We start from the raw sequence: 23,788 nt of genomic DNA on the forward strand, positions 1-23,788 counted from the left end.
AAGTCCTGACGGGGCAGGGAGCCAATGACGGCCCTCTGCCCCGTTCTGTGATCTCTTGGCCTACTTGTCAAGTCTAATTTCTAAGAGTCTTGATGGCCTGCAGCTCAGATCGGCTGTGAGCTGTCCTAGAAATCGCCCAACGATTGCCCGTTCAGCGTGGACGCCCCATCTTTGAACCTCAGATTGGCGGTCAGCTTATTGCCGCTGCGGGTCACAAATCCGGCTTCTATCAGTTGCTCTATGGCCGCTGGGTCGCTGAACGGGCTTTCTTCCCCAAACGCTTCCACCAAACCCGACAACGCAGCCTCGCTGGCCTGTACTTGGGCCTGTGCGTCCACGCGGCTCAGGGCCAGCATCGGCACCTGCTCCAGCGCGGCCAATTCCTCGCCACTCAGTTGGCCCAGGCCGGTCAGATTCGCTTGCCCGGTCAGCACCACCGGGCCGCTGCCTGTGCCCACGCTCAGGCGGTCAATGATAAGGCGCGGGTCTTCTTTCAGCAGGGCCAGCAGGTCGGTCTGAATTTGCTGTTCCTGGGCGGCGGTCAGGTCAGGCAGGCTGCCCGTGCTGCCGCGCTGCGCCGCTTGCAAATCGTTGACCAGCTTGCCCAGGCGTTGCAGGGGCGCAATTGCCAAGTGCCGCGCCGCCAGATGCAACTGCACATCTTTAAAAGTCTGCCCAGCGCCCTCAATCTGGCCGATGTCGTAGGTCAGTGTGCCGTCATAGTGCGCTGCACCGTTCAGGCGACCCTCGCTGCCCAGCCGCATTTGCCGCACATTCACCGGGGCTTCACCACCCGAAATGGTCAGACTGTCTACCGTCGCGTTCGTTTTGCCCACGCCTAGCAAATCATCTTTGGATCGGCGGGTAATATCGCTGTTCACGGCCACCTGGCCTACAGTGGCCGCCAGTTCGCCTGCCACCGTCAGCCCCGGCCAATTCAGATTTACGCGCGAGGTCAGCCCGCTCATACTGGCCTGCGCCGTCAGCGGTTGCCAATTGACCGTGTCGCCTGCCTCGGTCAGGGTTCCGGCAGGAATATTCAGATCGGTTGTAGAGGTTCCGCCCAAGCCCACCACTGTCCGAATAGTGGGCTGTTTGCCACCCAAAGCTTTGGTCATGCGGGCCTGCAGGGCGGCGTCTTCAAAGCGCACATCGGTATCGATCAGCGCTTGCCCCACCGACCTGAACCCCGGCAAAGGCCCATGCTGAATGCGGTTGGTCACGAGCAGGCGCATGGGCTTTTCTCCGTCCTCGCCGTCGCCCAGCACGACTGTCATCGTTTGTGTAGAGTTCGTAAATCCGCGTTGATACTTAGAATTTTCCACGCTCGCCACGCCGCTGGCATCCAGAGCCGTGACCATGCCCTGAATCGCCTGTTCGGTGGTGTCCTGGGTGCGTGCGCCTGTGTAGGCGGTGGCTCCAGCCAGTGCACCCAGCAAGGCCAGGCCCGCCACCGTCCAGCCTAGAGCGCGGTTGGGTCGGCGTTTAGGACGGCTATTTGGGGCAGCGGGCGGCGTTTGGGAAGTCATGACTCCAAGGTAAAGGTTACGTTGCAGGCCAGCGGTCAGAATTGCGTGTCCGGTGGCCTTTAGGTAGTCTTTATTTTGATTGCACGACTTGGGTGGTAGGCAGGCCAAACCGTCTAAGGGTTCAGGGTCACGCACAAGATTGCAGTTCGACCTGAACCTCCTGCTCTTGCCGAAATTAGGATTGGTGAGGCAACTCAGCACAGCAGGACGACTACGACAGATACCGCTCATGGCGCACGCATCAACCCAAAAAGAAGCAGGCGGCCCAGTGCCTCTGCACCGTTGCCGCCCGCTCCTGCAAAGGGGTGAAACCTTACCCGCGTTTGCGGCGGCGCAGACGATCCATAGCGGCTTCCAAGCTCAGGCGCATGCGCTCCAATGCCTGTGCCAGATCACCGATTTCGTCGTTGCGGTCGGCCTGCACGGGGCGGGACAGGTCGCCCATGCTGATGGCGTCGGCCACTGCCACAAGGCGCTCGATAGGCTGCACCACGCGTCGGGCAGCACGCACGGCCAGGGCGGCGGCCAACGCCAACGCCAGCAGCGACACGCCCAGCACCAGCAGCAACGTGTTGCGGAGGTTGATGGCGGCCTGTGCGTTGGGCACTCCTACCGCGATTCGGTACAGCAGGCTGTCGTTTTTCTCGGTGGCCGAGGTGGTGGTGCGCTGTCCATTTTGGCCTTCGATCACGCCCAGACGGCTGACCACGTAGGGCGTGCGGTCACTGCGCTGGTTGGCGGGGTCTTCGGCTTGGCGGCGCAGTTCTTGGGCCTGCGAGGAATCGCCCGCGCCCACTTCTTCCAGCTGCTGCAACTGGGTGCGGTAGCTGTCGGCGGCGCTGCCCGAGGTCTGGAACGTGCCCGTGATGGGGTTATCGACCAGCCACTTCGCCACGCTGCTTTGCAGGGTTCCGTCGAGGCGAGGGTCGCGGCCACGGAAGTAGGTCGTGCCGTCGGGCAACTCCACCCGCACGAAGCCTACCGCCGAGCGTGCCAAGAGGGCGTCTAGCTGCGCGTTTACGGTTTCCTGGTCGCGGGTGTCGAGGCTGGTTCCCACGGCTACAGCTACAGCCTGTGCGTTCTGGGCCACCAGTTGGCGTTGCAGTCCGGGCAGGGTCAGGCTCAGCAGGGTCAGCGTCACGGCGGTAGACAGCGCAAGTGGTGCCAGCGCCCCGAAGGTCAGCTGTTGGGCCAGACTGCGCCGCGCTCCCAGATTGCTACGGCTTTCTTCGTTTACGGCGGTCAGGAACATCGCCGAAGGCGTTTCGGCAGCGGCAGCTTCCTCACGGGGCTTGGCGTCGGTGATGGTCAGGGCGCCCGTAAAGTCAGACCACACGTCGGCAGAGGCATTGGCCTGCGCCATAGCAGGATCGGACAAGTTAGCGGGCGCGTCGGCCAGAGTGCCGCCCTGTGCCAACGGACTCTGTGCAAAGGGGTCTGGAAACACAGTGGTCTCCGGAAACGCTGTGCCCGTCGGGAACAGGCTCTCCAGGTCGTTGCTGTCCCGTCCACCCAGATTCGCAGGGGTAGGCTGCGGCGCGGCAAGGTCGGCCCAGTTGTCGTTTTCGGCCAATCCCGCACGCGCACTTGCGCTGGCAGGTTGACGGCCACCATCGCTGCGGGCGCTGCTGGCAATCAGTTCGGCCAGCGTTTCGCCTTGGCGGTTAGGAGCCATCGGCGCGTCTTCGTTCAGGCTGTTTCCCCAGCCTGCCAGCGCGGGCGTAGGGGTAGGCACGGCCTGAAAGGGATCGCTGAACATGCCCGTTTCTTCGCGCACTTCCTCCATGGCCACCTGCGCGCCCACATCCTGAAAGACGCGCAGCAGCAGGTCGGCGCGGGCACGTCCGGTGGGTTTCATCAGGCGGCCAGAGCGGCGAGCCGAGAGGCGCTGGGCCTGATCGCCCGTGAGGCCGAAGCGTTCTATGAGCTGTTTCTCCAGAGTGGGACGAACCTCATCTGATACGGGCTGGCGAATGATGACGGTGTACTTCATGGCATGACCTTCCGGTGGGGGCTGCCCAAGCCTAAACCGCTGGGCAGAAGAGGGGCGCGGACGGAAGTGGGAGCAGTAAGGCAGAGTTGTAGAACTCGGAGAAATTCAGACAGTGAGAGTCGTGGACCGTCTCTGGATCGGCGTAGCCGTGTCACGCGATGCCCCGCGCCCGCAGTTGCCGCACAAACGCCTGCACGCGGCTTTCGCCTAACTGGGTCGCCAGGTGGCCCAGGAGTTGGCTGAGGGTCACGTTGTCTTCCCCCAGGTCTTCAAAAGCGTCGTCCACCATAAATTCACCCATGGGCCCGACGACCACCATCAGGCATTGCTGAATTTCTTTCAGGGCTTGCTCAGTCACAGGCTGTTCGCGCTGTGCGGCGCGGCCAGACCAACGTCCAGCCTGAGTCATGGCGTCCAGCACCTCGGGCAGGCTGACACGGGCCAGCCGCGCCACTTCCATCGCGTCGCGCTCGCCATTCACCTGATGCATCACGCGCCACACGTTAAAAGGCAGCGGCGTAGCATCTTGCAGATCGCCCGGCCAGCTCAGGGGGCCAGTCGGGTTGGGTTGTCCAGTGGGCACGGTCATGCGGTTACCTCCAGTCCAGCAGTGGCCCAGATGGGCTGTTCACGCAGAGAAGCAATGGGCAAATCGGCGAGGCGCACGCCCAAACGGGTCAGAGTGGCGCGGTAGGCTGCCAGCAGCGCGGGCCGCAACTCACTCACACCCACCTCCTGATCGACCTGCAAGACCCCGCCCAGCACGCGAACTTCCTGTGCAAAAGGATCGAGGCAAGGATGATCGACAGCCAGCCCGATGCTCACCTGCCGCCAGGTTTCGTCCAGCGCAAAGGCGCGGTGGGTCACGGCGATCAGTTCCATCCAGAAGGCCAGCAACGAGGGGCGGTCATCGATGACGGGCGGCGACAGCGTGACGCAGGTTGCCCCCGGCTTGGGCAAGGTGCCGCCCAGCATCCGGCCTGTTTCCCAGTAGCTGCACGCGGTTCCAGACACCAGTACCCCAAAAAACCGTTCGCGCTCTAGGGTGGTCTGTACGTCGGGCCACGCGCCGCGCAGGGGGGCCGGATTGGCCTGACGGCAACTCCAGACCATGTCGGCCACCACAGGCTCCTGCTCCTGCAAGCTGACGTTGGCCTGCGGCAACCCGCGCATCATGGTGGCCCAGCTGACCTCGCCGCCCGCCGTGAATCCGCCGCGCATCTGGCCCCGCACCCACACGAACCGTGCCCACCGCTGGCCCTGCATGGCGTCGAATATTCCAGTAAAACCCTGTGCCTGACGTGCGGCGAGGTCTACCGTCACTTCTGTCCAGGGGTAATGGTCGGTAGAAAGGTGAGAGTACACCGCAAGGTTTTGCGGCACGGAGAGCAGCGGCAGAGTCATCAACATGGGCAGTGTACCTACGATCAACATGAGTGGAAGTTAAAATTTCGCTGTGTACGCGGGGCGGTCTTGGAAGAGCAACGGGTTGAAGCTGTGAGCAACCCCTCTGAGAAAACTAAGTGAGCGGTGTGCAAAAAATGAACGCCTCTATCTCACCGCGAATCGTCTTACCGCCCGCTTACACACGTCGAAAATCTCACGTCCGGCCCACCGAATTCGGCTGGGTCGGACGTGAGATGAATGAAGAAATTAACTTTATATCAACAGGATGTTAGGAACGGCAGGTAGAGGTCAGGCTGCTCCAGAAAACTGGCTCTCTTTGTCCTGAAAATGAGACGCCGATGCCTGGGCTAAAACTGATCCCTCTACCGCCCTGCTCCAGAATCAACCGAGTTCGGCCAACAATTCCTGCACGCGGGCTTTCAGGTCGCCGCGCTGCTGGGGTTGACCCAACTGGTGCAGGCCACCGTGATAGGCGTCGGGGTCGCCAAACAAGCGCGACAACAGGTCGAATTCACGCTGGCTGCGGAGGCTGGCGTCGTCGCGGAACATGTTCACGTACTGATCCTGAAAAGCCCAATCGCTGAGGCGGCCTTCTACAAAGTCGTTCATCAGGCGGCGGTAGGGTTCCACATTGTCGTCGGTAGAGACTGCACCTTCTCCGGCCCGCACCGGCACCTGCGCCGTAAACACAGGCTCAAGCGCTTCTGGGGTGATGTCCCAGTTGTTCACTTCAAACTGCGGCTGGCCTTCCTTGAACAGAATCAGTTGCGGGCTGTGGTGCTGAATGCCTGTCAGGTCTGTAATGTGATTGCTGGCCGGACGCCAATCGACGACCCGAATAAAGCCGACAGGCAACTCGTGGCGCTGCAAAAACTGCTCCAGCACGCCAAAGCCCTGCATGGTCTTGTGGCAGGTGCCTGCCTTGAATACGGCGGCGAGAGGATGCTCTTTCAGAAAGTGGTCTACGTCTTCGGGCGTGGTCAGCGGTACCAACACTTGCTGCTGCGGAGCCTGCGCGTCGGCCTGCTGGGCGTGTTGCTGGTCGGGGGTGGTCATGGGGGTATATTACCCCTGATGCTTTAGAAAATGAAGTGACACGGGACACAAGGATGGTTGTCGGAGGTGGGTTGTAGCTTGTGGCAAGAGGAGAAAAAGGTTAGGCGCTGACTTTTTCTGTCCCTACACCCACAACCCACCCCCTACACCCCTCTAGGCATCCAGTGACGAAGCACCAGCGGCACGCCTTCTGCCGCAACCCATACCAACACCGCATACCGGAGCGCCCGCACCAGCCCGATGTCTTTCACACTTTGGGGCAAGACTCCGAGTCCGAAGAACACGGCGAACACCAAAACCAGACCCAGTACAGCCACGATCAGGCGGCCAGCCACGTCGCGGGGCGGGGTGAAGGTGGGGCGCACAAACCAGAATCCGGCCAGCAGGCCCAAAGCGGTGCCGTATTCGCGGGGCGTTCCAGTGGGCAGGAAGGCAGCCACCAGCAGCAGCAGCGCGGGCACGCCCCAACGCACGGCGTTCTCGTCGGGCACATGGATTCGGGCGGCCATCAGGGCAAATACGCCGCCCAAGAGCAGGCCCACCACTACGTCGCTGGGGTAATGCACGTTGAGGGCCAGGCGGGAATAGGAAATCAGCGCAATCAGCAGGCCCGCCGCCAGCCACATTCCGGGCCGCTGCACCTGGAGGGCGATGCCGCCCCACAATGTCGCTGCCATTTGCGTATGGCCGCTGGGCAGGCCAGGGCCGCCCGCTGTGGCTTTGGCCGCTGCACTGGCCGCCGCCGGGTCGTTGGTGAAGGGTCGGGGCAGATCGAAGCCAAATTTCAGGGCTGTATTGACCAGGTAACTCAGGGCAAACGCCACGCCCAAATTGCGCCCGCCACGTGGGCTGACCAACCACGTATACAGCGCCAACGCCACGATAAACACTTCATCCCGCCCCAGATTCGTGACCGCCAACCAGAATGCTTCCATGCCTGACATTCTGCCTGATGGCGATGGTTTGCAAGAATCATCTGAGCGGACTGGAACAGCTGCGGAGCAGAGCGAATGGCAAAAAGCACAGACTGGCGGCGTTCGCTGAACATCCGGTGGCCGTTCAAATCAGCAGGGCCAGATGCTTGGGAATCAGAGCAAGCCCGGCGGACGGGCGCAAAAGCAGGCGTGAGTTCTTTGGCGGGTACATCGGCGTCAGCGCCTTCATCCTCAGCCCCGGCCCCGTTACACTGTACCCATGACCGCCCCCACTCCTGACGTGCTGCGCGAGGTTCGGCACAACTCTGAAAATGCACTGGAACTGCGGAACATCACCAAGCGCTTTCCACTGGTACTCGCCAACGACAATATCTCTATGACCGTGAAATGGGGCAGCGTTCACGCCCTGTGCGGCGAAAACGGCGCAGGCAAAAGCACGCTGATGAAGATCGTGTACGGCGCTCAGCCGCCCACCAGCGGCGAAATTGTCGTAGACGGCGAAACCGTGAGCCTGTCTAACCCCGCCGACGCCATCGCACGCGGCATCGGCATGGTGTTCCAGCACTTCATGTTGGTCGATACCCTGACCGTCACCGAAAACGTGATTCTGGGCGCAGAGCCGACCATCGGCGGGCGAATTGATATTGCAGGTGCACGGCGCAAGGTGGCCGATCTGGTCAAGCAATTCAACTTCGACCTCGACCCAGACGCCCTGATCGGGAATCTTCCGGTGGGCAAGCAGCAGAAAGTGGAAATTCTGAAAACGCTGTACCGGGGCGCACGCATCCTGATTCTGGACGAACCCACCGCCGTACTGACTCCCAGCGAAACCGACGAACTGTTCGACTTCCTGAAAAATCAGTACGCGGCCAGCGGCAATGCCGTGATTTTCATCAGCCACAAGCTGCATGAGGTGCTGCACATCTCGGACACCATCAGCGTGATCCGCGACGGCAAGATGATCGGTTCTATTCCCAGCGCCGGAGCCACCACCGAAACGCTGGCCCGCATGATGGTAGGCCGCGAGGTGAATTTGCGGGTAGACAAAACCGCCGCCCAGCCGGGGGAAGTCGCGCTGGACATTAAAAACGTGACCGTGAAGGGCGAGCACAAAAACGCTGTAGACAATGTGTCGTTTCAGGTGCGGGCGGGCGAAATCGTGGGCATTGCAGGTGTGGAGGGCAACGGCCAGAGCGAACTGGTAGAAGCCATCACGGGCCTGACCTCGGTGCTGGGCGGCACGATCGCCTATCTGGGCAAAACGGCGCGGGGCGTGCGCGAAGTGGAAGCGGCGGGCCTGTCGCACATTCCCGAAGACCGCAACGAGCGCGGGCTGGTGCTGGACATGACCACCGCCGAAAACTTCATTCTGGGCGAACACGATCAGGCACCGTTTGCCGGACGCTTCGGCTTCTTGAATCTGGACGTGATCGAGCAAAATGCCCGCGACCTGTCGGAGAAGTATGACGTTCGCCCGCGCAGTGCCAGCCTGCAAGCCGGGCGTTACAGCGGCGGCAATGCCCAGAAAATCATCGTGGCCCGCGAGATGCGCAAAGGCCCGAAAATTCTGATCGCCAGCCAGCCCACACGCGGCGTAGACATCGGCGCAATCGAGTTTATTCACGCCCGAATCGTGGAAGCCCGTGATCAGGGTCTGGCCGTGCTGCTCATCAGCGCCGATTTGGGCGAAGTGATGAACCTTGCAGACCGGATTCTGGTGATGTACGAGGGCCAGATTGCCGGAGAAGTGAACGCCGCCGACGCCACCGAAACCCAGTTGGGCCTGATGATGACGGGCAGTAGCGGACAAACCGGCAGTGGTAGAAGCGGAGAAGTCAGCGTGGGGCAGATGACTGGGGAACGGTAAACAACCAAGGCAGCAAAGGGCGCAGACGGTTTTATAACGCTAATGGACTCGGCCTTGAAGCTGGTCTGAGTCACGCATGACCTTGTGTTCAGGCAGCTTCTCAGACAGTGCTGGCTCCCGCCTCTGTGCTTGACTGCACCTATGATTTCCTCTGACCCCTCTCCCCTGCCCCCCGCACGCGGCCCCTGGGTGCTGCGGATGCAGTGGCACGACCTGTGTTTTATGCACTGGGCGGTGAATCCTGACCTGATTGCCCGCACCCTCCCGGCGGGTGTAGAGGTGGACAAACGCGGCGGGCGAGCCTACCTAGGCGTCGTGCCGTTCCGTATGAGCGGCGTCGCCCCGCGCCTGACGCCCGCTGTGCCCCGCCTGAGCGCCTTTCCAGAACTGAACCTGAGGACGTATGTGACGGTAGACGGCGTGCCGGGCGTTTGGTTTTACAGTCTGGACATTCCCGAAGCGCTGCCTGTGGTGCTGGCCCGCACCTTTTTTCATCTGCCCTACAGCCTGGCCCAGATGTGGATGCACCGTGAACACGGCGTCACGCGCTACGCCAGCGCCCGCACGCAAGCCGACGCCCCAGCGGGACGGTTTGCCGCCGCCTACCGCCCAGTGGGGCCAGAGTTTCAGGCCGCGCCCGGTTCGCTGGACGACTGGCTGACCAACCGCCTCGCCCTATACAGCGCCGACAAAACGGGGCGGGTCTACCGGGGCCACATCCAGCACACGCCTTGGCCGCTGCGCCGCGCCGAAGCCGAAATTGCCGAAAATACGTTGGCGGATCGCCTAGGCATACAACTGGAAGGCCAACCCCATCTGCTGCACTCCGAACGCTTGGACGTGCGGGCGTGGTGGCTGGAGCGGGTGCGGTGAATCTCAATCCGTGGCCGGAATCTCCAGACTAAACGGCACTTGCAGGCCCGCTTCCGCCGTTTTGCGGGCAATAGCGGGGGCGTGGTTGAGGGCCAGCACGGCGCGGTAGGTTCGCACCGCCAAATCCCGGTCTCCCTGCGCGTCGCGCACCTGACCCAAACGGGCCAGTGTCAGACCGGGCAGGCTGCGGGGCAAGTCGGTCAGGCCGTGTGCAGCGCGTTCCAGCAGGGCGCGGGCCGCCGCCAAGTCACCCACCGCCAGGTGAATGCTGGCGGCAGCGGCGTCAAGTTCGGCTTTGGGCGTGACCGGATCGCCGGGTTCACGGTCTAGGGCGGCCAGCAGCGCCCCCAAGTCGTCACCCTCGTTCAGTTGCCATGCCCGGTCAGCCAGCGCCCGCACGCGGCTCAGTTCGCCGGGGGCAAAGTTGGCCAGATCAGGCAAAACAGAATGGGGCAAGAGGGCTTGCAGGCCCGGTAAGTCGTCCAGCGCCACCAGCACGACGCCTGATTCACCTTGCCCCAATTGACCTTGCACCGCCGCCGCCAACTCCGACAACCGCCGCTCCTGCCAGCGCGTGCCGGGGCCTTCGTCGAGTGCCGTGCGGGTGGCGTCATGGTAGGCGCGGGCGGCGTCCAGAAGCTCTGGGCTGATGGCCCGCACGGCGCTGAGAGGTTCGGTGAGGGCGGCACTCAGGGCGCGTTCGGCCTGTCCCGCCGCCCGCAACCGTTCGTGGCCCTGCGGGTATTGGTTCAAAAAATTGGTGAGCTGGTGGTATTCGGCCTCGGCCCAGGCCCAATCGGGGGCCACCTCCCGAATGCCGATGCGGGCAGCGGGCAAGGCGTCGCGCAGGGGGTGATCGGGGTCGGAGCCGGTGGCCCACCAGACTTCGGATGCTCCCAGAAACCGCAGCAGTTCGACGACTGTACCCGCGTTGTACTGGGGGCTGAGGCGCAGGAGGTCGCCCACATCGGGCAGCAGGGTAAGGGTCATGGAGCCACCACCGCACCACGCTGCACAAGTTCCACCAGTAATTCTTGTGGGTCGGCAGGCGTGAGGAAATACCACCGAAGCGGTTCAGCGCCAGAGGTTGGCTTAGGCGGCAGAATGAACGGCGGGCGGGCTAGGGCTTCCTTGCTCACCGGAACCCCGATCAGAACCCCACCCGACGCCACCGAAGCCAACGCCGTGACCGAACGTACGCCGTCTGACCCGAATGAAAATGCCCCGGTGAGATACCCCGGCAGCCCCGTTCCAAAGGTGCGAACGCCCAAACGTCCTACTGTCTTTCTGACCTGCATTCCGGCGTAAGGAAGCAGTGTGGTTCCCAGCAGCCGACTAATTTCCAACCCATTGGGGGTCAGGCGGTAGCGCAAGCGGCGCGGCGCGAGCTGAAATAGAGCAGCAAAGAGAGCAGCCACAACAAGGAGTCCCCAATGCGGTACGGTGGGCGCATCGGGTGGATCAGGAATGAAGGCCAGCGCCACCAGCACTACCGGAGCGAGCCACAAGAAAAACTGCGCCCGCCCTGACTGAGCTGCATTGACCAATGGAAAGATCATGCTTCGGCCCGCGCCACCACCGTTTCTGCGCCCAGCACGCGGTCACCTACGCTGACCTGCGGTGTAAAAGCGGCAGGCACATAGAGCAGCACCAAGCCGCCTTCGTCCAAGAAAGCACTCTTGTTGCCTGCCCGCACGGTATCGGCCTCGCGGGTGTAGGTGGTGGCATTCAGGCCGCTGCCAGGGGCCACCAGGGTCGTCGTGACTTCGCCGTGAATGGTGTGGGTGGTCAGCGCGTGCCGCTCGTTTTCCAGCGTGCCGCGTGTGGCAAGCAAGTCGGCGGGACGCCCGGCCAGCAGCGAGGCCGCCGCGCCAGCCGACAGCAGCGGGGTATTCTGGCGGCTGCCCGTGTGGTGGGCACGCACCACGGCCCCGCCCACCGGATGGTAGGTGAAATGCACGTCCAGCGGCCCCATATACACGCCCACCAACCAGCCATCCGGGGCCGCTTCCGGTAAGCCCGCCAAATCGCTCACCGGGATGGGATGTGACCCGGAATCGGCGTAGATTTGCCCGCCAGTCACCCGCTTGACCAGGCAGATCAGGCCATCGGCAGGAGCCAGAACCGTGTCGGCATCGGCGGGTGGCAGGCGCACCGGATCGCGGAAACGGTACACGCCGCGCAGGTAATACAGGGCAGCTCCGGCAGCGGCAACGGGCAGAAGGCGGCGCAACAAAGTCATAGATGGAGTGTAGCGGCAAGGAGGAAGCGGGTGGGAGCATCCCCGTTGAGGTTGGTGTGGAACAGCAGTCTAAGGGGCGAGGGTTGAAGGGTCTGAGAAAGGCGACTGCACCGTTTGGCCTAGTGATCTCCATACGGCCAGTCAGAAAAAAGCGGCGCAAACCGGAGTTCACGCCGCGCTGCTGCATCACGCTTTTTGGATGTTGGAAAGACCTATTTGGAGGCGAGAATTGTGACGCTCTGCAAGGTGTCGGCTACCGCTGAGGGCAGGGGCGTATCGTTGCCGCTGGCCGTGCGCGTCAGCTTGGCCAGAGCGTCCTGTCCCGCACTCACTTTGCCGAACACCGTGTACTGGCCGCTCAGGAAATCGGCGTCGGTAAGAGTGATGAAGAACTGGCTGCCCTGCGAATCCGGGCTTTGCGAGCGGGCCATGCCCAGCACGCCCGCCGAGTTGAAGCGCAACTTGTTGTTGACCTCGTAAGAAAACTGGTAGCCGGGGCCGCCCGTTCCCCACGCCGCTTTTTTGGAGAGGTCGGCACTCTGAGGGTCGCCGCCCTGCGCCATGAAGCCGTCTATGACGCGGTGAAACCGGGTTCCATCATAAAAGCGGTTGAGGGCCAGGAACACGAAGTTGTTGACGGCCACCGGGCTGCCCGCAGCGTTCAGGTCGATGGTGATGTCGCCCTTGCTGGTCTTCAGGACGGCGCGGTACTGCTTACCGGGCACGATAACTTGTTCGGCTTTGGCGAAGGTGCGAATGGGTGCGGCACTCAGGTACGGCAGCGGCGCATAGACGACGGGCGCGGCAGCCGGAGCCGATGCAGCGGGCGTCTTGGCAGGAACCGAGGCTGGAACTTTGGCGGGAACCTTGCTGGCCTGAGGCGCACAGGCCATCAGCAAGAGGCCGAGCAGGGACAGACCAAGGGAACGTTTACGGAGCAACATAACCGGAGTATAGAGAGGGTGAATATGAGACGGGCAAAAGACCCCCGTTGCGGTGTACGGCCACCCACCCAAAGGGGCAACTCAGTCCAACGAAAGACTGGTGGTGTATTTTTCCTGTTTGACCACGATGGTGCTGGCCGTGTTGCGAACGCCGGGAATGGCGGCCAGCACGTCTACGAGGAACTTCTGGTAGGCGTCCAGATCGGGCAGGCAGACCTTCAGCAGGTAGTCGGTGTCGCCCAGGCACAGGTAGCATTCCAGCACCTCGGGGCGGTTGCGCATATGTTCGGCAAACGTTTCGAAGCCCTGTTTGGTCTGCTTGTCCAGCGTCACGCGCACCACCACCATCAGGTCGCGGCCCACCTGTTTGGGGTCTAGCAGGGCCACATAACGGTGAATAATGCCCTCTTCTTCCAGCCGCCGCACCCGGCGCAGGGTAGGCGCAGGCGTCAGGCCCACTTCATCGGCCAACTCGGTATTGGGAATGCGGGCGTCGCGCTGCAAGATGGCGAGGATGTGCCGGTCAATGGCGTCGAGTTCCACGGCACCGGAACGTGCGGAAGCGGGCTGAGATTGTGACATCTTGGGGCCAAGTTTAGCAGTTTGGCGCAACGTTATTGCGGCAATGCCCCTCTTAGCGGGCCTGCGGGCAATCGCGGCGGCGGGCCTTCCTGCTAGCATTGCGCCATCTCAATCAAGTGTCGCCGCGTGAACATCACAGCGGTGCATCTCTGGCAAACCCCAAGGAGAAACATCATGAACATCGGACTGCCCAAAGAAATCAAGGTGAAAGAAAACCGTGTCGCCCTCACTCCCGGCGGTGTGGGAACGCTGGTGCGGCGCGGCCACACCGTCACTGTAGAGCACGGCGCAGGCGTGGGCAGCGGCATTGCTGACGCCGAATACGTGGCGGCGGGCGCGGTGATGGGCACGGCAGATGAGGCGTGGGCCGCTCAGATGGTCGTCAAGGTAAAAGAGCCGATTGAGCGTGAATACAGCTACCTGCGCGACGATCTGCTGCTCTTTACCTACCTGCATCTGGCCGCAGACCGCGCCCTGACCGAAGCGTTGCTGAAGGCCGGAACCACCGCGATTGCCTACGAAACCGTACAGGTGGAAGACGGCAGCCTGCCCCTGCTGATGCCCATGAGTGAAGTCGCGGGCCGCCTGAGCGTGCAAGCGGGCGCGTACCACCTGCAAAAGCCAGTGGGCGGGCGCGGTGTGCTGCTCGGCGGCGTACCCGGAGTACAGGCCGGACATGTGGTGATCGTGGGCGGCGGCGTGGTGGGCACCAATGCCGCAAAAATGGCGATGGGCTTGGGGGCAAAAGTAACCGTGCTGGACGTGTCTCACCGCCGCCTGACCTACCTTGACGACGTATTTTTCGGCAAGCTGACCACCATGATGAGTAGCGAAGCCAACATTCGCGCCCTGCTGCCCGAAACTGACCTCTTGGTGGGCGCGGTGCTGATTCCCGGCGCAAAAGCCCCCCACCTCGTCACCCGCGACATGTTGCCCCTCATGCAGGAAGGCAGCGTGATTGTGGACGTGGCCGTAGATCAGGGCGGCTGTGTGGAAACCATTCATGCCACCACCCACGACGATCCCACCTACCTTGTGGACGGCGTGATTCACTACGGCGTCGCCAACATGCCAGGAGCCGTGCCCCGCACCAGTACTTTTGCTCTCACCAATCAGACGTTGCCTTACGCCCTGCTGCTGGCCGATCACGGGATTGGCGCACTGACCCGCAACAAGGCGCTGAGCCTCGGCCTGAACACGCACGCGGGCCAGCTCACCTATCAGGGCGTGGCCGACGCGTTGGGCATGGAGTACGTGGAAACTCAGGCGGTCTTGGCTTAAGCAGAATAGGGTCGTAGGAAACATCGAGGCGGCGGGCTATCTACATGCCCGCCGCTTTAGTTTTGTACTGTCACACACTGCTATCAAGCCGGGTTCAGGCTGTAGCTTTTGCCTTCTCCACCTGTAAAATCCTGAGAGCCGAACAACACAAGGGATACTCGCAGAACCTTCCGGCTCACAACCGAACAAACGCAGATTCCTGGATTGAAGGCGGGCGGGCCATCTTCCCCCCTTCTGAGGCGTACCCTAAGCCCTATGTTGTCTCGTCCGAGCCGTTCTATGGCGTTGCCTGCCGATGCAGACCCCAACGCGCCGCGCCCCAAACGCGATCCCAAACAATTGCTGCGCCTGTTGGCCTACGCCCGCCCCTACTGGAAGCTGTTTTTGCTGGGCCTGCTCGCCACACTGGTTTCCAGCGGCCTGAGCTTGGTGTTTCCCAGTCTGTTCGGACGCCTGATCGACGCCTCTTTTCTGAGAGTAGGTAGCACCGACACCGGCCCACTTGACCGCACCGTGATCAGCCTGCTGGGAATCTTTGCTCTCTCGGCTCTGTTTGGGGCGGCGCAGTCTTACTTGCTCTCGCGGGTAGGAGCCAGCGTGGTGGCCGACCTGCGGCGGGCGCTGTTTTCGCACCTGATTACGCTGTCGCCGCGCTTTTTTGGCAACCACAAGACGGGTGACCTGACCAGCCGCCTGACTGCCGATGTGGGAACGGTACAAACAGTGACCAGCACGGCGCTGGCGCAGTTGGCCGCCCAAAGTGTCAGCCTGATCGGGGCCGTGATCCTGCTGATTACCACCAGCCCTCGCCTGAGCCTACTCACGTTGGCGGTCATTCCCCTCGTCATCGGCACGGCCATCACCATTGGGCGGCGGATTCGCAAGATCAGCCGCACCGTGCAGGACGCTATTGCCGATGCCAACGCCAGTGCCGAGGAAGCCATCAGCGGCGTGCGAGTCGTGCAGAGTTTTACCGCTGAGAACGTGGAACGTAACCGCTACGGACGCGGCGTCATGGCAAGTTTTGTGGCGGCCCTTCAGCGTGCCCAACTGCAAGCCCTGATGGCGGGCGTTATGAGCTTCCTGACGTTCGGAGCGCTGGCGGTGGTGCTGTGGTACGGCGGGCGGCAGGTCATGGCAGGCGACCTGACCCCCGGCAAATTGGTCAGCTTCCTAATTTATGCGCTGCAAGTGGGCGGCACGGTGGCGGCCCTGACCGGGATTTTCAACCAGTTTCAGGAAGCTCTGGGCGCATCGGGACGAATCTTTGAACTGATGGACGAAAAGAGCGACCTGCCTGCGCCGTCCAAGCCGGTGCCGCTGGCCCGCGCAGAAGGCCGCGTGAGCTTCCAGAATGTCAACTTCAAATACGAGGGCGCACCGATTCTGAACGGCATCAATCTGGACGTACCCGCTGGACAGGTCGTGGCCCTCGTGGGGCCAAGCGGGGCAGGCAAGACCACCCTCGTCAACCTGATTCCCCGCTTCTGGGACGTGTCGGAAGGCAATCTGAGCGTAGACGGACACGACGTGCGCGACTACACGCTGGAAGATCTGCGGGCGCAGGTGGGCCTCGTGCCGCAGGAAACGCTGCTGTTCTCCGGCACCGTGTCCGAGAACATCCTATATGGCCGACCCAACGCCACCCTGCCTGAAATTGAGGCCGCCGCACGCGCTGCCAATGCCCACCAGTTCATCAGCGCCTTTGAAAAGGGCTACGACACTGTTGTAGGTGAGCGCGGTGTGAAACTCTCGGGCGGTCAGCGGCAGCGGGTCGCGATTGCCCGCGCCATTCTCAAAGACCCGCGCATCCTGATTCTGGATGAGGCGACCAGTGCGCTGGACAACGAATCGGAATCGTTGGTGCAGCAGGCCCTCGAAACGCTGATGATGGGCCGCACGACCTTCGTGATCGCCCACCGCCTCAGCACCATTCGCAATGCAGACCGGATCGTGGTGCTGGATGCAGGCCACATCGTGCAGGACGGGACGCACGAGGCGCTGATGGCATCGGGCGGCGTGTACCGCGACCTGTATGAACTGCAATTCCGCAAGGAGCAGGAAGCGCGGGCCGAGTTGGTATAGAGGCTCTTCAAACACGTGTAGTACAGCAAAAGTGCCTGCTCCAGATCACCGGAGCAGGCACTTTATTATTGCTGTTTAAAATCTCAATCCATCGCGCTGGCGAGGGCTGGCTCTGGCTGGCGGGCGTCGGCTCCCAGACCACGCAGGCGCTCGGCCAAACGTTCGTAGCCCCGGTTCAGGTACTGCACGCCGTCGATCACGGTTTCGCCCTCGCAGGTGAGGGCCGCGATAAACAGTGCGGCTCCGGCCCGCAAGTCGGCGGCCTTTACGGGGGCGGCGTGCAGCTTGGCCCCCTGAATCACCTGCGTGTATCCGCTGACCGTGATATCCGCGCCCATACGGTGCAGTTCAGCCACATGCGTCAGGCGATCCGGGTACACGGGGTCTTGCACCACGCTCGTACCGGGAATGGTCGCCAGCAGCGTACTCATCTGCGGCTGCACATCAGTGGGAAAACCGGGGTAGCTCTGGGTGGTCACGTTCACGGGTTTCAGGTCGCGGTTGGCGGCATCCACGACCAGCGTTTTGCCCGACTCGGTGATATCCACGCCCATTTCGGTCAGCTTGGCGGTCACGGCCCGCAGGTGATCGGGGCGCACATTGGTCAGGGTAATGCGGCTGCGGGTGGCGGCGGCGGCGATCATAAAGGTGGCCGCTTCAATGCGGTCAGGAATGACGGTGTATTCGCCGCCGTGCAGGGCAGGCACGCCGTGAATGGTCAGGGTGTTGGTGCCTGCGCCCTCAATGCGCGCGCCGAGGCTGTTCAGAAACTCGATCATGTCGATCACGTCGGTATCGATGCTGGCGTTTTCCAGAACCACCACACCGTCTCCGAGGGTCGCCGCCAGCACCGCGTTGTGGGTGCCGCCCACCGTCAGAAGCTCGAAGGCAAACGTGCCGTTCAGGCTGCCCGTCCGCTCGGCTGCGAAGTCGCCGCCGTCTTCGGTAATGTGCGCCCCCAGCGCCCGGAACGCCTTGACGTGCTGATCTACAGGGCGTGGCCCCCAGGCACAGCCGCCCGGCATACTCACGGTGGCTTTTCCGACGCGGGCCAGAATGGCGCCCATGACAATAAAACTGGCCCGCATCTTGCTGACCAGCGCGTAGGGCGCGTGCGTGTTCAGGATTTCGGGGGTGTACAGGCTCAGGCTGTTGGGGCCGACCCAGGCGTGGCGCGTGCCGATGTGGTGCGCCAGATCCAGAATCGTATCCACGTCGCTGAGGCGCGGAATGCCGTGCAACGTGACTGGTTCACTGCTGAGAAGGCTGGCGACGATGATCGGCAAGGCCGCATTTTTGCTGGACTGGACGGCGATCTCGCCGCTAAGTTCGCGGCCTCCCTGGATGTGCAGTGGGGTCAGTTGCATGGGGTTCCTTTTACAACGCGGAAGGCGCAGGTAGATGAGTTTGGTCTGCCGTCAAGACGCGGCATGAAGGAAGACAGGTACAAAAAACGAGTAAATCTCAACCAAAATCACTGGCAGATTCCCTCTTAACAGGTGCATCTTACACACGATACTCACTGCGCGTCTAGACCGATTGGACCTGCCGCCGTTGGGGGTATAGTTAGACTCATCTCACTTGCTCTACTCAGGGCCGTCAACTGAGGTTGATGTTGAGGCCACTCTTCTTGCGTGCTACGCTGCCCGCAGGCCCAAGCTCCAAGCATTCCGCAGCTATCTTCCGGATTCTTTCCCGTCTTCCCCTTTCATATTCTCCCCACGCTTTCCCATGTTCTTGAGCGAGGGCTGAGCAGGAGCGTCATGCCCAAGAAAGACCGTAAACGTCTCCAAGTGGTGATCAGCGACGAGCAGGACGCGCTGCTGACGCGCACAGCGTACGAATTGTCCAGCCCTGAACGGCTGATCAGCAAAAGCGAAGTGGTGCGCCTCGCCATAGAAAAAATTGCCAAAGAACTCGGTGAGGGCGAGAATATGGAAGAGTACCGCGCCATTTTGGATCAGACCGACCCCTCCGACGACGCCTAAATTTTGACTGAACCCATTGAGCCGCCTATGCAACTGGGCGGTTTTTTGCTGGCCTGAATGCGCGGCACAGGAGATTGAGTTCGCCTACCCTCCGCTTTTACCGGCTGTAGGCCAAAGTTTCAGGCAGCACGCGCCGCGCTCCCAGATACCGAGCCGCCCAGTAGCGGTCAGACATCAGTTTGTCTACGGCCACCTGGCCCCGGTAGCTGTTGGCATTCACAAAGGTGTCTTCGCCCAGATAGATGCCGACGTGCGTGACCTTGCCGCGTCCTTCGGTATCGAAGAAGACCAGATCCCCGGGCAAGAGGGCAGCAGCGTCTATGGGCAACCCAGCCTGCGCCTGATCCGCGCTGCGGCGGGGCAACTGTAACCCCAGTGGGCCAAAGACCTGGAGCACGAAGCCGCTGCAATCGGTTCCGACTCTGGTGGCCCCGCCGTAAACGTAGGGCGTGCCCAGTAACGCCATCGCTGCGCCGCGCCAGTCATTAGGGAGGGCGTTAAGCAGGGGATTGGGCAGGATGCTTGAAGCCACACTGGAGCCTTGAATCTGGGGCGAATTGATGGTCGGCACGGGCTGACTTTGAACGCTCAAAACGGGCGGCGTTGTACGAGTAAGTGGGTTCTGAACAAGAGAAGGCTGAACTGCTGGAGCTTGGACTGTCTGGACTGGAACTGCTGGAGTCTGGAGCACCGGAGCCGCTGCAGCGGGAGCCGACGCCACAGCAGCCGTTGGCCCAGACAGGCGCAGACTCTGGCCGACGCTCAGCACGGTACTGGGGGGCAATCCATTGGCGGCCAGCAGCGCGTCTACCGTGATTCCATAGCGGCGGGCCAGCCCATACAACGTTTCGCCGGGTTGCACCACATGCGGCGGCAAGTCCCGAATCCGTAGGGTCTGACCTGCCCGCAAGTCCACGCCGCCCGCCGCGTTCGGGGTCAGGCCGTTGAGAGCCAGCAGCGTCTCTAGGCTGATGCCCGCCCCGCGTGCCAGAGCATAAGCAGTGTCGCCGGGTTGAACGGTAACGGTAAATAGGGCGAGGGCTGGGGAGGAAACAGAACCCCCTGTCGCGCCTGCCACAGCAGACAAGCCCGCACCGAGCAGCAAGCCAACCGTGACTAAACGGGCCAAAGCAGAACGGCGGATTGAGTAAACGTAGCGCACTAGAGGGGTCTCACAGGGGGCTTTTGGGACAGGCCACCCAAGATAAATTTATCTTCAGGTGACGCTCAGGACAGGAATAGACGCACCGTAACACGCGCACCTTTGGCCTGCCTAGCCCCCATGCCAACCATGAAGACGACTGCGTTGCCCCCCGTGCTGGCCCCCGCACCGTCCCGAATGACTGACTGAAGGACAGTTCAGGCGAGTGCTCAGGCCACAACTGCTGCTGTACGGGCCTATCCTGCGGGAATGCTTGCGCGTGCCACCGCGTGGCGCAGCCGAACCTTCAGTGCCCTGCGCCACCCCAATTACCGCCGTTACTGGTTTTCCCAACTTCTCTCGCTGGTGGGGTCGTGGATGCAGGCCACCGCGCAGCAATACCTGGTGCTGGAATTGTCGGGCGGCAGCAGCGCGGCGCTGGGGTGGGTCACGGTGGCACAGTTTACGCCCAGCCTGTTGCTGTCACTGTTTGCAGGCGCGGTCATAGACCGGGTGCCGCGCCGCCGGGTATTGCTGGCGACCCAAATTACCCTGCTGATTACAGCAACGGCGTTGGCGGTGACAACTCATCTGGGCGTGGTGAGCCTGCCTCTGGTCATGATCTTGGCCTTTATCAGCGGCATGGCCAATGCATTTGATATGCCCGCCCGTCAGAGCATGGTCGTGGACTTTGTACCGAGGAGCGACGTGCCCAACGCGGTGGCCCTCAACAGCCTGTCTTTTAATGTGAGCCGCACCATTGGGCAAGCGTTGTTCGGCGTGGTGGCGGCGCTGGGCGTGACGCTGCTGGCGGGCGGCAATTCCGACAATCTTTCACGGCTGGCCCTTCCCTTTTACCTGAATGTGGCGTCGTTTTTCGTGGTGCTGTTCGTGATTGCCACCCTGCCTTTTCCGGCTCGCGATGGCGGTCAGCACGGCAGCATGGCCGAAGACGTGCGCGAGGGCCTGCGCTACGTGCGCGGCACGCCCGCCGTGCGGAACGTGATGCTGCTGGTGGGCGCACTCAGCCTGACGGTCATCAATTTCAACGTGATCATTCCCTATTACGCCCGCGTGGTGTTCGATGCACGCGAGGCGGCATTCGGCGTACTGAGCGCGGCTTTTGGGGTAGGCGCGATGGCGGGAGCGCTGTGGCAGGCCAGCAAACCCAATCCCCTCAAGAATCTGCGGGTGGGCAGCATTATTCTGATTGTCAGTACCGTCGCGCTGGCCTTCGCTCCCGGCCCGGTCATCGCCACGCCCATTCTGGCGGTCTGCGGATTCGGCATGCTCACTCTGTTGGTCAGCGCCAATTCTACTGTGCAACTGACCTTGCCCGATCACCTGCGCGGGCGCGTCATGAGCCTTTACTCCTTTGTGCTGGTGGGCATGGGGCCGCCCGGAGCTTTGATTGCCAGCAGTCTGATTTCCACCACTGGTCTACTGGGATCGCGCTGGGGCCTGGTCACCCTGGCCGCGCTGGGGGCCTTGGCGGTAGCGGCGCTGTGGCACAGGCTGCCACGCCAGCTGGATCAGCCAAAGGCCCAGGCTGATGCGGCAGCGCTGTCTAGTGCAGATTGAGGGGGGAAGTAGCGGCAGTCCAAGTGGCTAGAGTCTGAGGGTCTAAGGAAGGGCAATCCATCTGTTCACTCATCTCCTGTGCTGGCGCAGCTTTGCAAGTCCTCAACCCACCCCACATTCCTCAATAGTGGGTAAGCTTTCAGATTTCAGGTTTAGCGGGGCGGGGGCTGTTATGCTGCTGCTATGGGTTCAGACCGCTCACCGGATCGCTCACATCTCGTCTTGACATGGACGCTGGTGGTGTTGGCTGTCGGCGCACTTGTCGGCATCGGCACCACTGCGGCACTGCTGGCCCGCAAAGGCCGCCCCCTGCCCGATGACCCGGACGAACCTCTGTTCATCTGAGGAAGAGTTAAGACAACGCAACAGGCGGGCAAACCAGAACATTCTGGCTGCCCGTCTGCTGCGTTGTCTTAACCTTATTGACCCGACTCTAGAACGGCCAGACCATCGGAATAACCAGCATGGCAACCACAAATGTTACGAACGTCAGGCCCGCGCCCACACGGATAAAATCGAGGAAGGTGTAACGTCCTGGGCCGTACACCAACATGCACGACGGCTCCAGCGGCGTGAGGAAAGAATTGCTGGCCGCCACTGTAATGCCGATGGCAAAGGGGCGCGGATCGTAACCCAGCGCGGTGGCCGTGCCAATCGCCAGCGGCAGCATGACTAGTGCGGCGGCCTGATTGCTCATGGGTTGGGTGAGGGCCACCGTGACCGCGAACAGGGCGGCCAGCAAGCCATACGGCCCCAGTGGTTCCAGCACGCCCGACAACGCCGTGGTCAGAACTTTGGCCGCGCCTGTAGACTCAAAGGCCGTACCGAAAGCCAACATGCAGGCCACCAGCACCAGAATCGGCCATTCGATGCTGCGGTAAGCCTCTTCTGGGGTAATCAGGCGCAGAGCCACACTGAGGGCCACTGCGACTACAGCCGCCACAGCCAGCGGCACGAAGCCGAAGCCGCCCGCCAGTACCGCACCGCCAAACAGCAGCATGGCCAGCGGTGCACGGCGCAGATTGCGCACCTGTTCGGTCAGGTCACCCAGCACCACCAGATGTTCGCCCAGCGCGTCTATTCGGGCAGCGCTGCCCTGCACCAGCAACACATCCCCGATTTGCAGACGGGTGCGGCCCAGGCGTTCCACCATGTCTGCCCCCCTGTCTGAACGGGGCCGATTGCCCGCACGGGCCAGCGTGCGCGAGCGGCGGTGCAGGGCCAATACCGACGCGCCGTAGCGTTCCCGAAATTGGCTCTCGCGCAGGGTGCGCCCCAGCAGGCTGGAACCGGGCATCACCACCGCTTCGACCAGTCTCACATCGCCCGGACGGGCGGCCGTCCCCACTTCTGCGGCAGACAGGGCCAGTAATTTCTGCTCGCTGCGGCTGACGACACCCAGCGCCGTTTTGCCCGCCAGGATGCGCTCGGTCTGCCCTTCGACAGTCAGGGTATCTCCTTCCTCAATGATGAAATCCGGGCCGGGGCCATAGTTGCTGTCCGTGCTCCCAGCGCGGCGCACCGCCACCACCGTCAGGCCGTAATCGCGTCCCAGCCCACTTTCGCGCAAGGTCAGGCCGATCAGAGGGCTGGCGGGGGCCACCGTCAGATCGGCCAAGTACGCCCGCACACCCTCGGCCAGTTCGGTGTTGTGGGCGGGCAGCAGGCGGGGAGCCACGAAGAACAGGTAGGCGAGGCCGATGACGGCGCAGGGAATGCCCACCCACGCCAGTTCGAAAAAGCCCAGTGGTTTGAGGCCGCTGGCCGGAAGCGCCCCCGACACCACCAGATTGGTACTTGTACCGATGACCGTAATCGTGCCGCCCAGAATGCTGGCAAAAGCCAAGGGCATCAGCGCCCGGCTGGCCGGAATCCCTGCCCGCCGGGAAGCGCCCGCCACCACAGGCAAAAAAACGGCAGTCGTTGCGGTATTACTGGTAAAAGCACTCACGCCCGCCACCGTGCCCAGCAGCCCACGCAGCAGCGCCGTCGGGTTGCCTGCTCGCCGCGCCAACGTCGTGCCGATCCATTCGATCACTCCCGCCCGCAGCAGCACCCGCGTCAGCACGAACAGAGAGGCCAGGGTCAGCACGGTATCGCTGCCAAAGCTGGCAAAGGCGACTTTGGGTTGAATCAGGCCCAAGACCAACAGGGCCGAGAGCAGACAGAGGGCGGTAACGTCGATGGGCAGCCATTCGGTGGCAAACAGCACCAGCGCCGCCACAAACAAGATCAGGATAAGTGTGACGGGTTCCATGCGTGCAGGCAGACTGACCCGCCGTCA

Annotated in this window: 21 protein-coding genes; 7 read left to right on the top strand and 14 right to left on the bottom strand. The window is 62.4% G+C overall.

The features are described from left to right. Positions 1–125: 125 nt before the first annotated feature. The 6 genes from M1R55_RS15295 to M1R55_RS15320 all read right to left on the bottom strand — a co-directional run bounded on the left by M1R55_RS15295 (position 126) and on the right by M1R55_RS15320 (position 6,920). Positions 126–1,529 carry a YdgA family protein gene (locus M1R55_RS15295; protein WP_249392579.1) on the bottom strand — a complete coding sequence of 468 codons (1,404 nt, stop codon included), beginning with the start codon at positions 1,527–1,529 and terminating at the stop codon, positions 126–128. A gap of 313 nt (positions 1,530–1,842) precedes the next feature. After that, positions 1,843–3,522 carry a HAMP domain-containing protein gene (locus tag M1R55_RS15300; RefSeq protein WP_249392580.1) on the bottom strand — a complete coding sequence of 560 codons (1,680 nt, stop codon included), beginning with the start codon at positions 3,520–3,522 and terminating at the stop codon, positions 1,843–1,845. Between the two features lie 151 nt (positions 3,523–3,673). Further along, complete coding sequence (locus tag M1R55_RS15305) at positions 3,674–4,111, bottom strand: hypothetical protein (protein ID WP_249392581.1); 438 nt, start codon at positions 4,109–4,111, stop codon at positions 3,674–3,676. Continuing rightward, on the bottom strand, positions 4,108–4,926 hold the full coding sequence (locus tag M1R55_RS15310; protein ID WP_249392582.1) for a hypothetical protein: 819 nt from the start codon (positions 4,924–4,926) through the stop codon (positions 4,108–4,110). Before M1R55_RS15310 ends, M1R55_RS15305 begins: the two co-directional genes overlap by 4 nt. Positions 4,927–5,310: 384 nt before the next feature. Then, entirely contained in the window at positions 5,311–5,985 is a 675-nt protein-coding gene (locus M1R55_RS15315) for a monothiol bacilliredoxin BrxC family protein (protein ID WP_249392583.1), read from the bottom strand. 143 nt (positions 5,986–6,128) lie between these two features. Then, complete coding sequence (locus M1R55_RS15320) at positions 6,129–6,920, bottom strand: phosphatase PAP2 family protein (RefSeq protein ID WP_249392584.1); 792 nt, start codon at positions 6,918–6,920, stop codon at positions 6,129–6,131. Between the two features lie 259 nt (positions 6,921–7,179). On the opposite strand from M1R55_RS15320, the gene M1R55_RS15325 reads away from it, so the two are divergent. After that, positions 7,180–8,787, top strand: coding sequence for an ABC transporter ATP-binding protein (locus M1R55_RS15325; RefSeq protein WP_249392585.1), 1,608 nt, complete (start codon positions 7,180–7,182; stop codon positions 8,785–8,787). Between the two features lie 141 nt (positions 8,788–8,928). After that, positions 8,929–9,660 (top strand): YqjF family protein, encoded by a 732-nt coding sequence (locus tag M1R55_RS15330; protein ID WP_249392586.1) that lies wholly within the window; start codon positions 8,929–8,931, stop codon positions 9,658–9,660. A 3-nt stretch (positions 9,661–9,663) separates the two neighbouring features. Here M1R55_RS15330 and M1R55_RS15335 read toward each other — a convergent pair whose 3' ends face one another. The 5 genes from M1R55_RS15335 to M1R55_RS15355 form a co-directional block, all read right to left on the bottom strand. Beyond that, complete coding sequence (locus M1R55_RS15335; RefSeq protein ID WP_249392587.1) at positions 9,664–10,650, bottom strand: hypothetical protein; 987 nt, start codon at positions 10,648–10,650, stop codon at positions 9,664–9,666. Then, positions 10,647–11,219, bottom strand: coding sequence for a PH domain-containing protein (locus M1R55_RS15340; RefSeq protein WP_249392588.1), 573 nt, complete (start codon positions 11,217–11,219; stop codon positions 10,647–10,649). The genes M1R55_RS15335 and M1R55_RS15340 overlap by 4 nt, the downstream gene beginning before the upstream one ends. Further along, positions 11,216–11,902 carry a phosphatidylserine decarboxylase gene (locus M1R55_RS15345; protein ID WP_249392589.1) on the bottom strand — a complete coding sequence of 229 codons (687 nt, stop codon included), beginning with the start codon at positions 11,900–11,902 and terminating at the stop codon, positions 11,216–11,218. The genes M1R55_RS15340 and M1R55_RS15345 overlap by 4 nt, the downstream gene beginning before the upstream one ends. A 212-nt stretch (positions 11,903–12,114) precedes the next feature. Then, positions 12,115–12,846 carry a peptidylprolyl isomerase gene (locus tag M1R55_RS15350; RefSeq protein WP_249392590.1) on the bottom strand — a complete coding sequence of 244 codons (732 nt, stop codon included), beginning with the start codon at positions 12,844–12,846 and terminating at the stop codon, positions 12,115–12,117. An 81-nt stretch (positions 12,847–12,927) separates the two neighbouring features. Beyond that, positions 12,928–13,428, bottom strand: coding sequence for an Lrp/AsnC family transcriptional regulator (locus tag M1R55_RS15355; protein WP_249392591.1), 501 nt, complete (start codon positions 13,426–13,428; stop codon positions 12,928–12,930). Positions 13,429–13,602: 174 nt separating this feature from the next. On the opposite strand from M1R55_RS15355, the gene ald reads away from it, so the two are divergent. Continuing rightward, positions 13,603–14,709 (top strand): alanine dehydrogenase, encoded by a 1,107-nt coding sequence (ald, locus tag M1R55_RS15360; protein WP_249392592.1) that lies wholly within the window; start codon positions 13,603–13,605, stop codon positions 14,707–14,709. Positions 14,710–14,988: 279 nt separating this feature from the next. Then, positions 14,989–16,794, top strand: coding sequence for an ABC transporter ATP-binding protein (locus M1R55_RS15365; protein WP_371827194.1), 1,806 nt, complete (start codon positions 14,989–14,991; stop codon positions 16,792–16,794). Positions 16,795–16,877: 83 nt separating this feature from the next. Here the strand turns inward: M1R55_RS15365 and murA are convergent, their stop codons facing one another. After that, positions 16,878–18,161: a UDP-N-acetylglucosamine 1-carboxyvinyltransferase gene (murA, locus tag M1R55_RS15370; RefSeq protein ID WP_249392594.1), complete on the bottom strand. Its 1,284-nt coding sequence runs from the start codon at positions 18,159–18,161 to the stop codon at positions 16,878–16,880. 396 nt (positions 18,162–18,557) lie between these two features. Between murA and M1R55_RS15375 the strand changes: the two genes are divergently transcribed. Continuing rightward, a complete protein-coding gene (locus M1R55_RS15375; RefSeq protein WP_249392595.1) occupies positions 18,558–18,782 on the top strand; it encodes a transcriptional regulator in 225 nt (74 codons plus the stop codon). Between the two features lie 97 nt (positions 18,783–18,879). Here M1R55_RS15375 and M1R55_RS15380 read toward each other — a convergent pair whose 3' ends face one another. Beyond that, positions 18,880–19,869 (bottom strand): NlpC/P60 family protein, encoded by a 990-nt coding sequence (locus M1R55_RS15380; RefSeq protein WP_371827122.1) that lies wholly within the window; start codon positions 19,867–19,869, stop codon positions 18,880–18,882. Positions 19,870–20,193: 324 nt separating this feature from the next. Between M1R55_RS15380 and M1R55_RS15385 the strand changes: the two genes are divergently transcribed. Continuing rightward, a complete protein-coding gene (locus tag M1R55_RS15385) occupies positions 20,194–21,504 on the top strand; it encodes an MFS transporter (protein ID WP_249392596.1) in 1,311 nt (436 codons plus the stop codon). 183 nt (positions 21,505–21,687) lie between these two features. Beyond that, positions 21,688–21,849, top strand: a complete 162-nt coding sequence (locus M1R55_RS15390) for a hypothetical protein (protein WP_168733616.1) — start codon at positions 21,688–21,690, stop codon at positions 21,847–21,849. 88 nt (positions 21,850–21,937) lie between these two features. Here the strand turns inward: M1R55_RS15390 and M1R55_RS15395 are convergent, their stop codons facing one another. Then, positions 21,938–23,761 carry an SLC13 family permease gene (locus M1R55_RS15395; protein WP_249392597.1) on the bottom strand — a complete coding sequence of 608 codons (1,824 nt, stop codon included), beginning with the start codon at positions 23,759–23,761 and terminating at the stop codon, positions 21,938–21,940. Positions 23,762–23,788: the final 27 nt, after the last annotated feature.

Origin of the sequence: Deinococcus sp. QL22, from assembly GCF_023370075.1 — a bacterium.
GTDB lineage: Bacteria > Deinococcota > Deinococci > Deinococcales > Deinococcaceae > Deinococcus.

What these genes read in the sequence shown, in the direction of transcription:
- M1R55_RS15295 (WP_249392579.1), bottom strand. Translation starts at nt 1,529, where the DNA reads ATGACTTCCCAAACGCCGCCCGCTGCCCCAAATAGCCGTCCTAAACGC.
- M1R55_RS15300 (WP_249392580.1), bottom strand. Translation starts at nt 3,522, where the DNA reads ATGAAGTACACCGTCATCATTCGCCAGCCCGTATCAGATGAGGTTCGT.
- M1R55_RS15305 (WP_249392581.1), bottom strand. Translation starts at nt 4,111, where the DNA reads ATGACCGTGCCCACTGGACAACCCAACCCGACTGGCCCCCTGAGCTGG.
- M1R55_RS15310 (WP_249392582.1), bottom strand. Translation starts at nt 4,926, where the DNA reads ATGACTCTGCCGCTGCTCTCCGTGCCGCAAAACCTTGCGGTGTACTCT.
- M1R55_RS15315 (WP_249392583.1), bottom strand. Translation starts at nt 5,985, where the DNA reads ATGACCACCCCCGACCAGCAACACGCCCAGCAGGCCGACGCGCAGGCT.
- M1R55_RS15320 (WP_249392584.1), bottom strand. Translation starts at nt 6,920, where the DNA reads ATGGAAGCATTCTGGTTGGCGGTCACGAATCTGGGGCGGGATGAAGTG.
- M1R55_RS15325 (WP_249392585.1), top strand. Translation starts at nt 7,180, where the DNA reads ATGACCGCCCCCACTCCTGACGTGCTGCGCGAGGTTCGGCACAACTCT.
- M1R55_RS15330 (WP_249392586.1), top strand. Translation starts at nt 8,929, where the DNA reads ATGATTTCCTCTGACCCCTCTCCCCTGCCCCCCGCACGCGGCCCCTGG.
- M1R55_RS15335 (WP_249392587.1), bottom strand. Translation starts at nt 10,650, where the DNA reads ATGACCCTTACCCTGCTGCCCGATGTGGGCGACCTCCTGCGCCTCAGC.
- M1R55_RS15340 (WP_249392588.1), bottom strand. Translation starts at nt 11,219, where the DNA reads ATGATCTTTCCATTGGTCAATGCAGCTCAGTCAGGGCGGGCGCAGTTT.
- M1R55_RS15345 (WP_249392589.1), bottom strand. Translation starts at nt 11,902, where the DNA reads ATGACTTTGTTGCGCCGCCTTCTGCCCGTTGCCGCTGCCGGAGCTGCC.
- M1R55_RS15350 (WP_249392590.1), bottom strand. Translation starts at nt 12,846, where the DNA reads ATGTTGCTCCGTAAACGTTCCCTTGGTCTGTCCCTGCTCGGCCTCTTG.
- M1R55_RS15355 (WP_249392591.1), bottom strand. Translation starts at nt 13,428, where the DNA reads ATGTCACAATCTCAGCCCGCTTCCGCACGTTCCGGTGCCGTGGAACTC.
- ald (WP_249392592.1), top strand. Translation starts at nt 13,603, where the DNA reads ATGAACATCGGACTGCCCAAAGAAATCAAGGTGAAAGAAAACCGTGTC.
- M1R55_RS15365 (WP_371827194.1), top strand. Translation starts at nt 14,989, where the DNA reads ATGGCGTTGCCTGCCGATGCAGACCCCAACGCGCCGCGCCCCAAACGC.
- murA (WP_249392594.1), bottom strand. Translation starts at nt 18,161, where the DNA reads ATGCAACTGACCCCACTGCACATCCAGGGAGGCCGCGAACTTAGCGGC.
- M1R55_RS15375 (WP_249392595.1), top strand. Translation starts at nt 18,558, where the DNA reads ATGCCCAAGAAAGACCGTAAACGTCTCCAAGTGGTGATCAGCGACGAG.
- M1R55_RS15385 (WP_249392596.1), top strand. Translation starts at nt 20,194, where the DNA reads ATGCTTGCGCGTGCCACCGCGTGGCGCAGCCGAACCTTCAGTGCCCTG.
- M1R55_RS15390 (WP_168733616.1), top strand. Translation starts at nt 21,688, where the DNA reads ATGGGTTCAGACCGCTCACCGGATCGCTCACATCTCGTCTTGACATGG.
- M1R55_RS15395 (WP_249392597.1), bottom strand. Translation starts at nt 23,761, where the DNA reads ATGGAACCCGTCACACTTATCCTGATCTTGTTTGTGGCGGCGCTGGTG.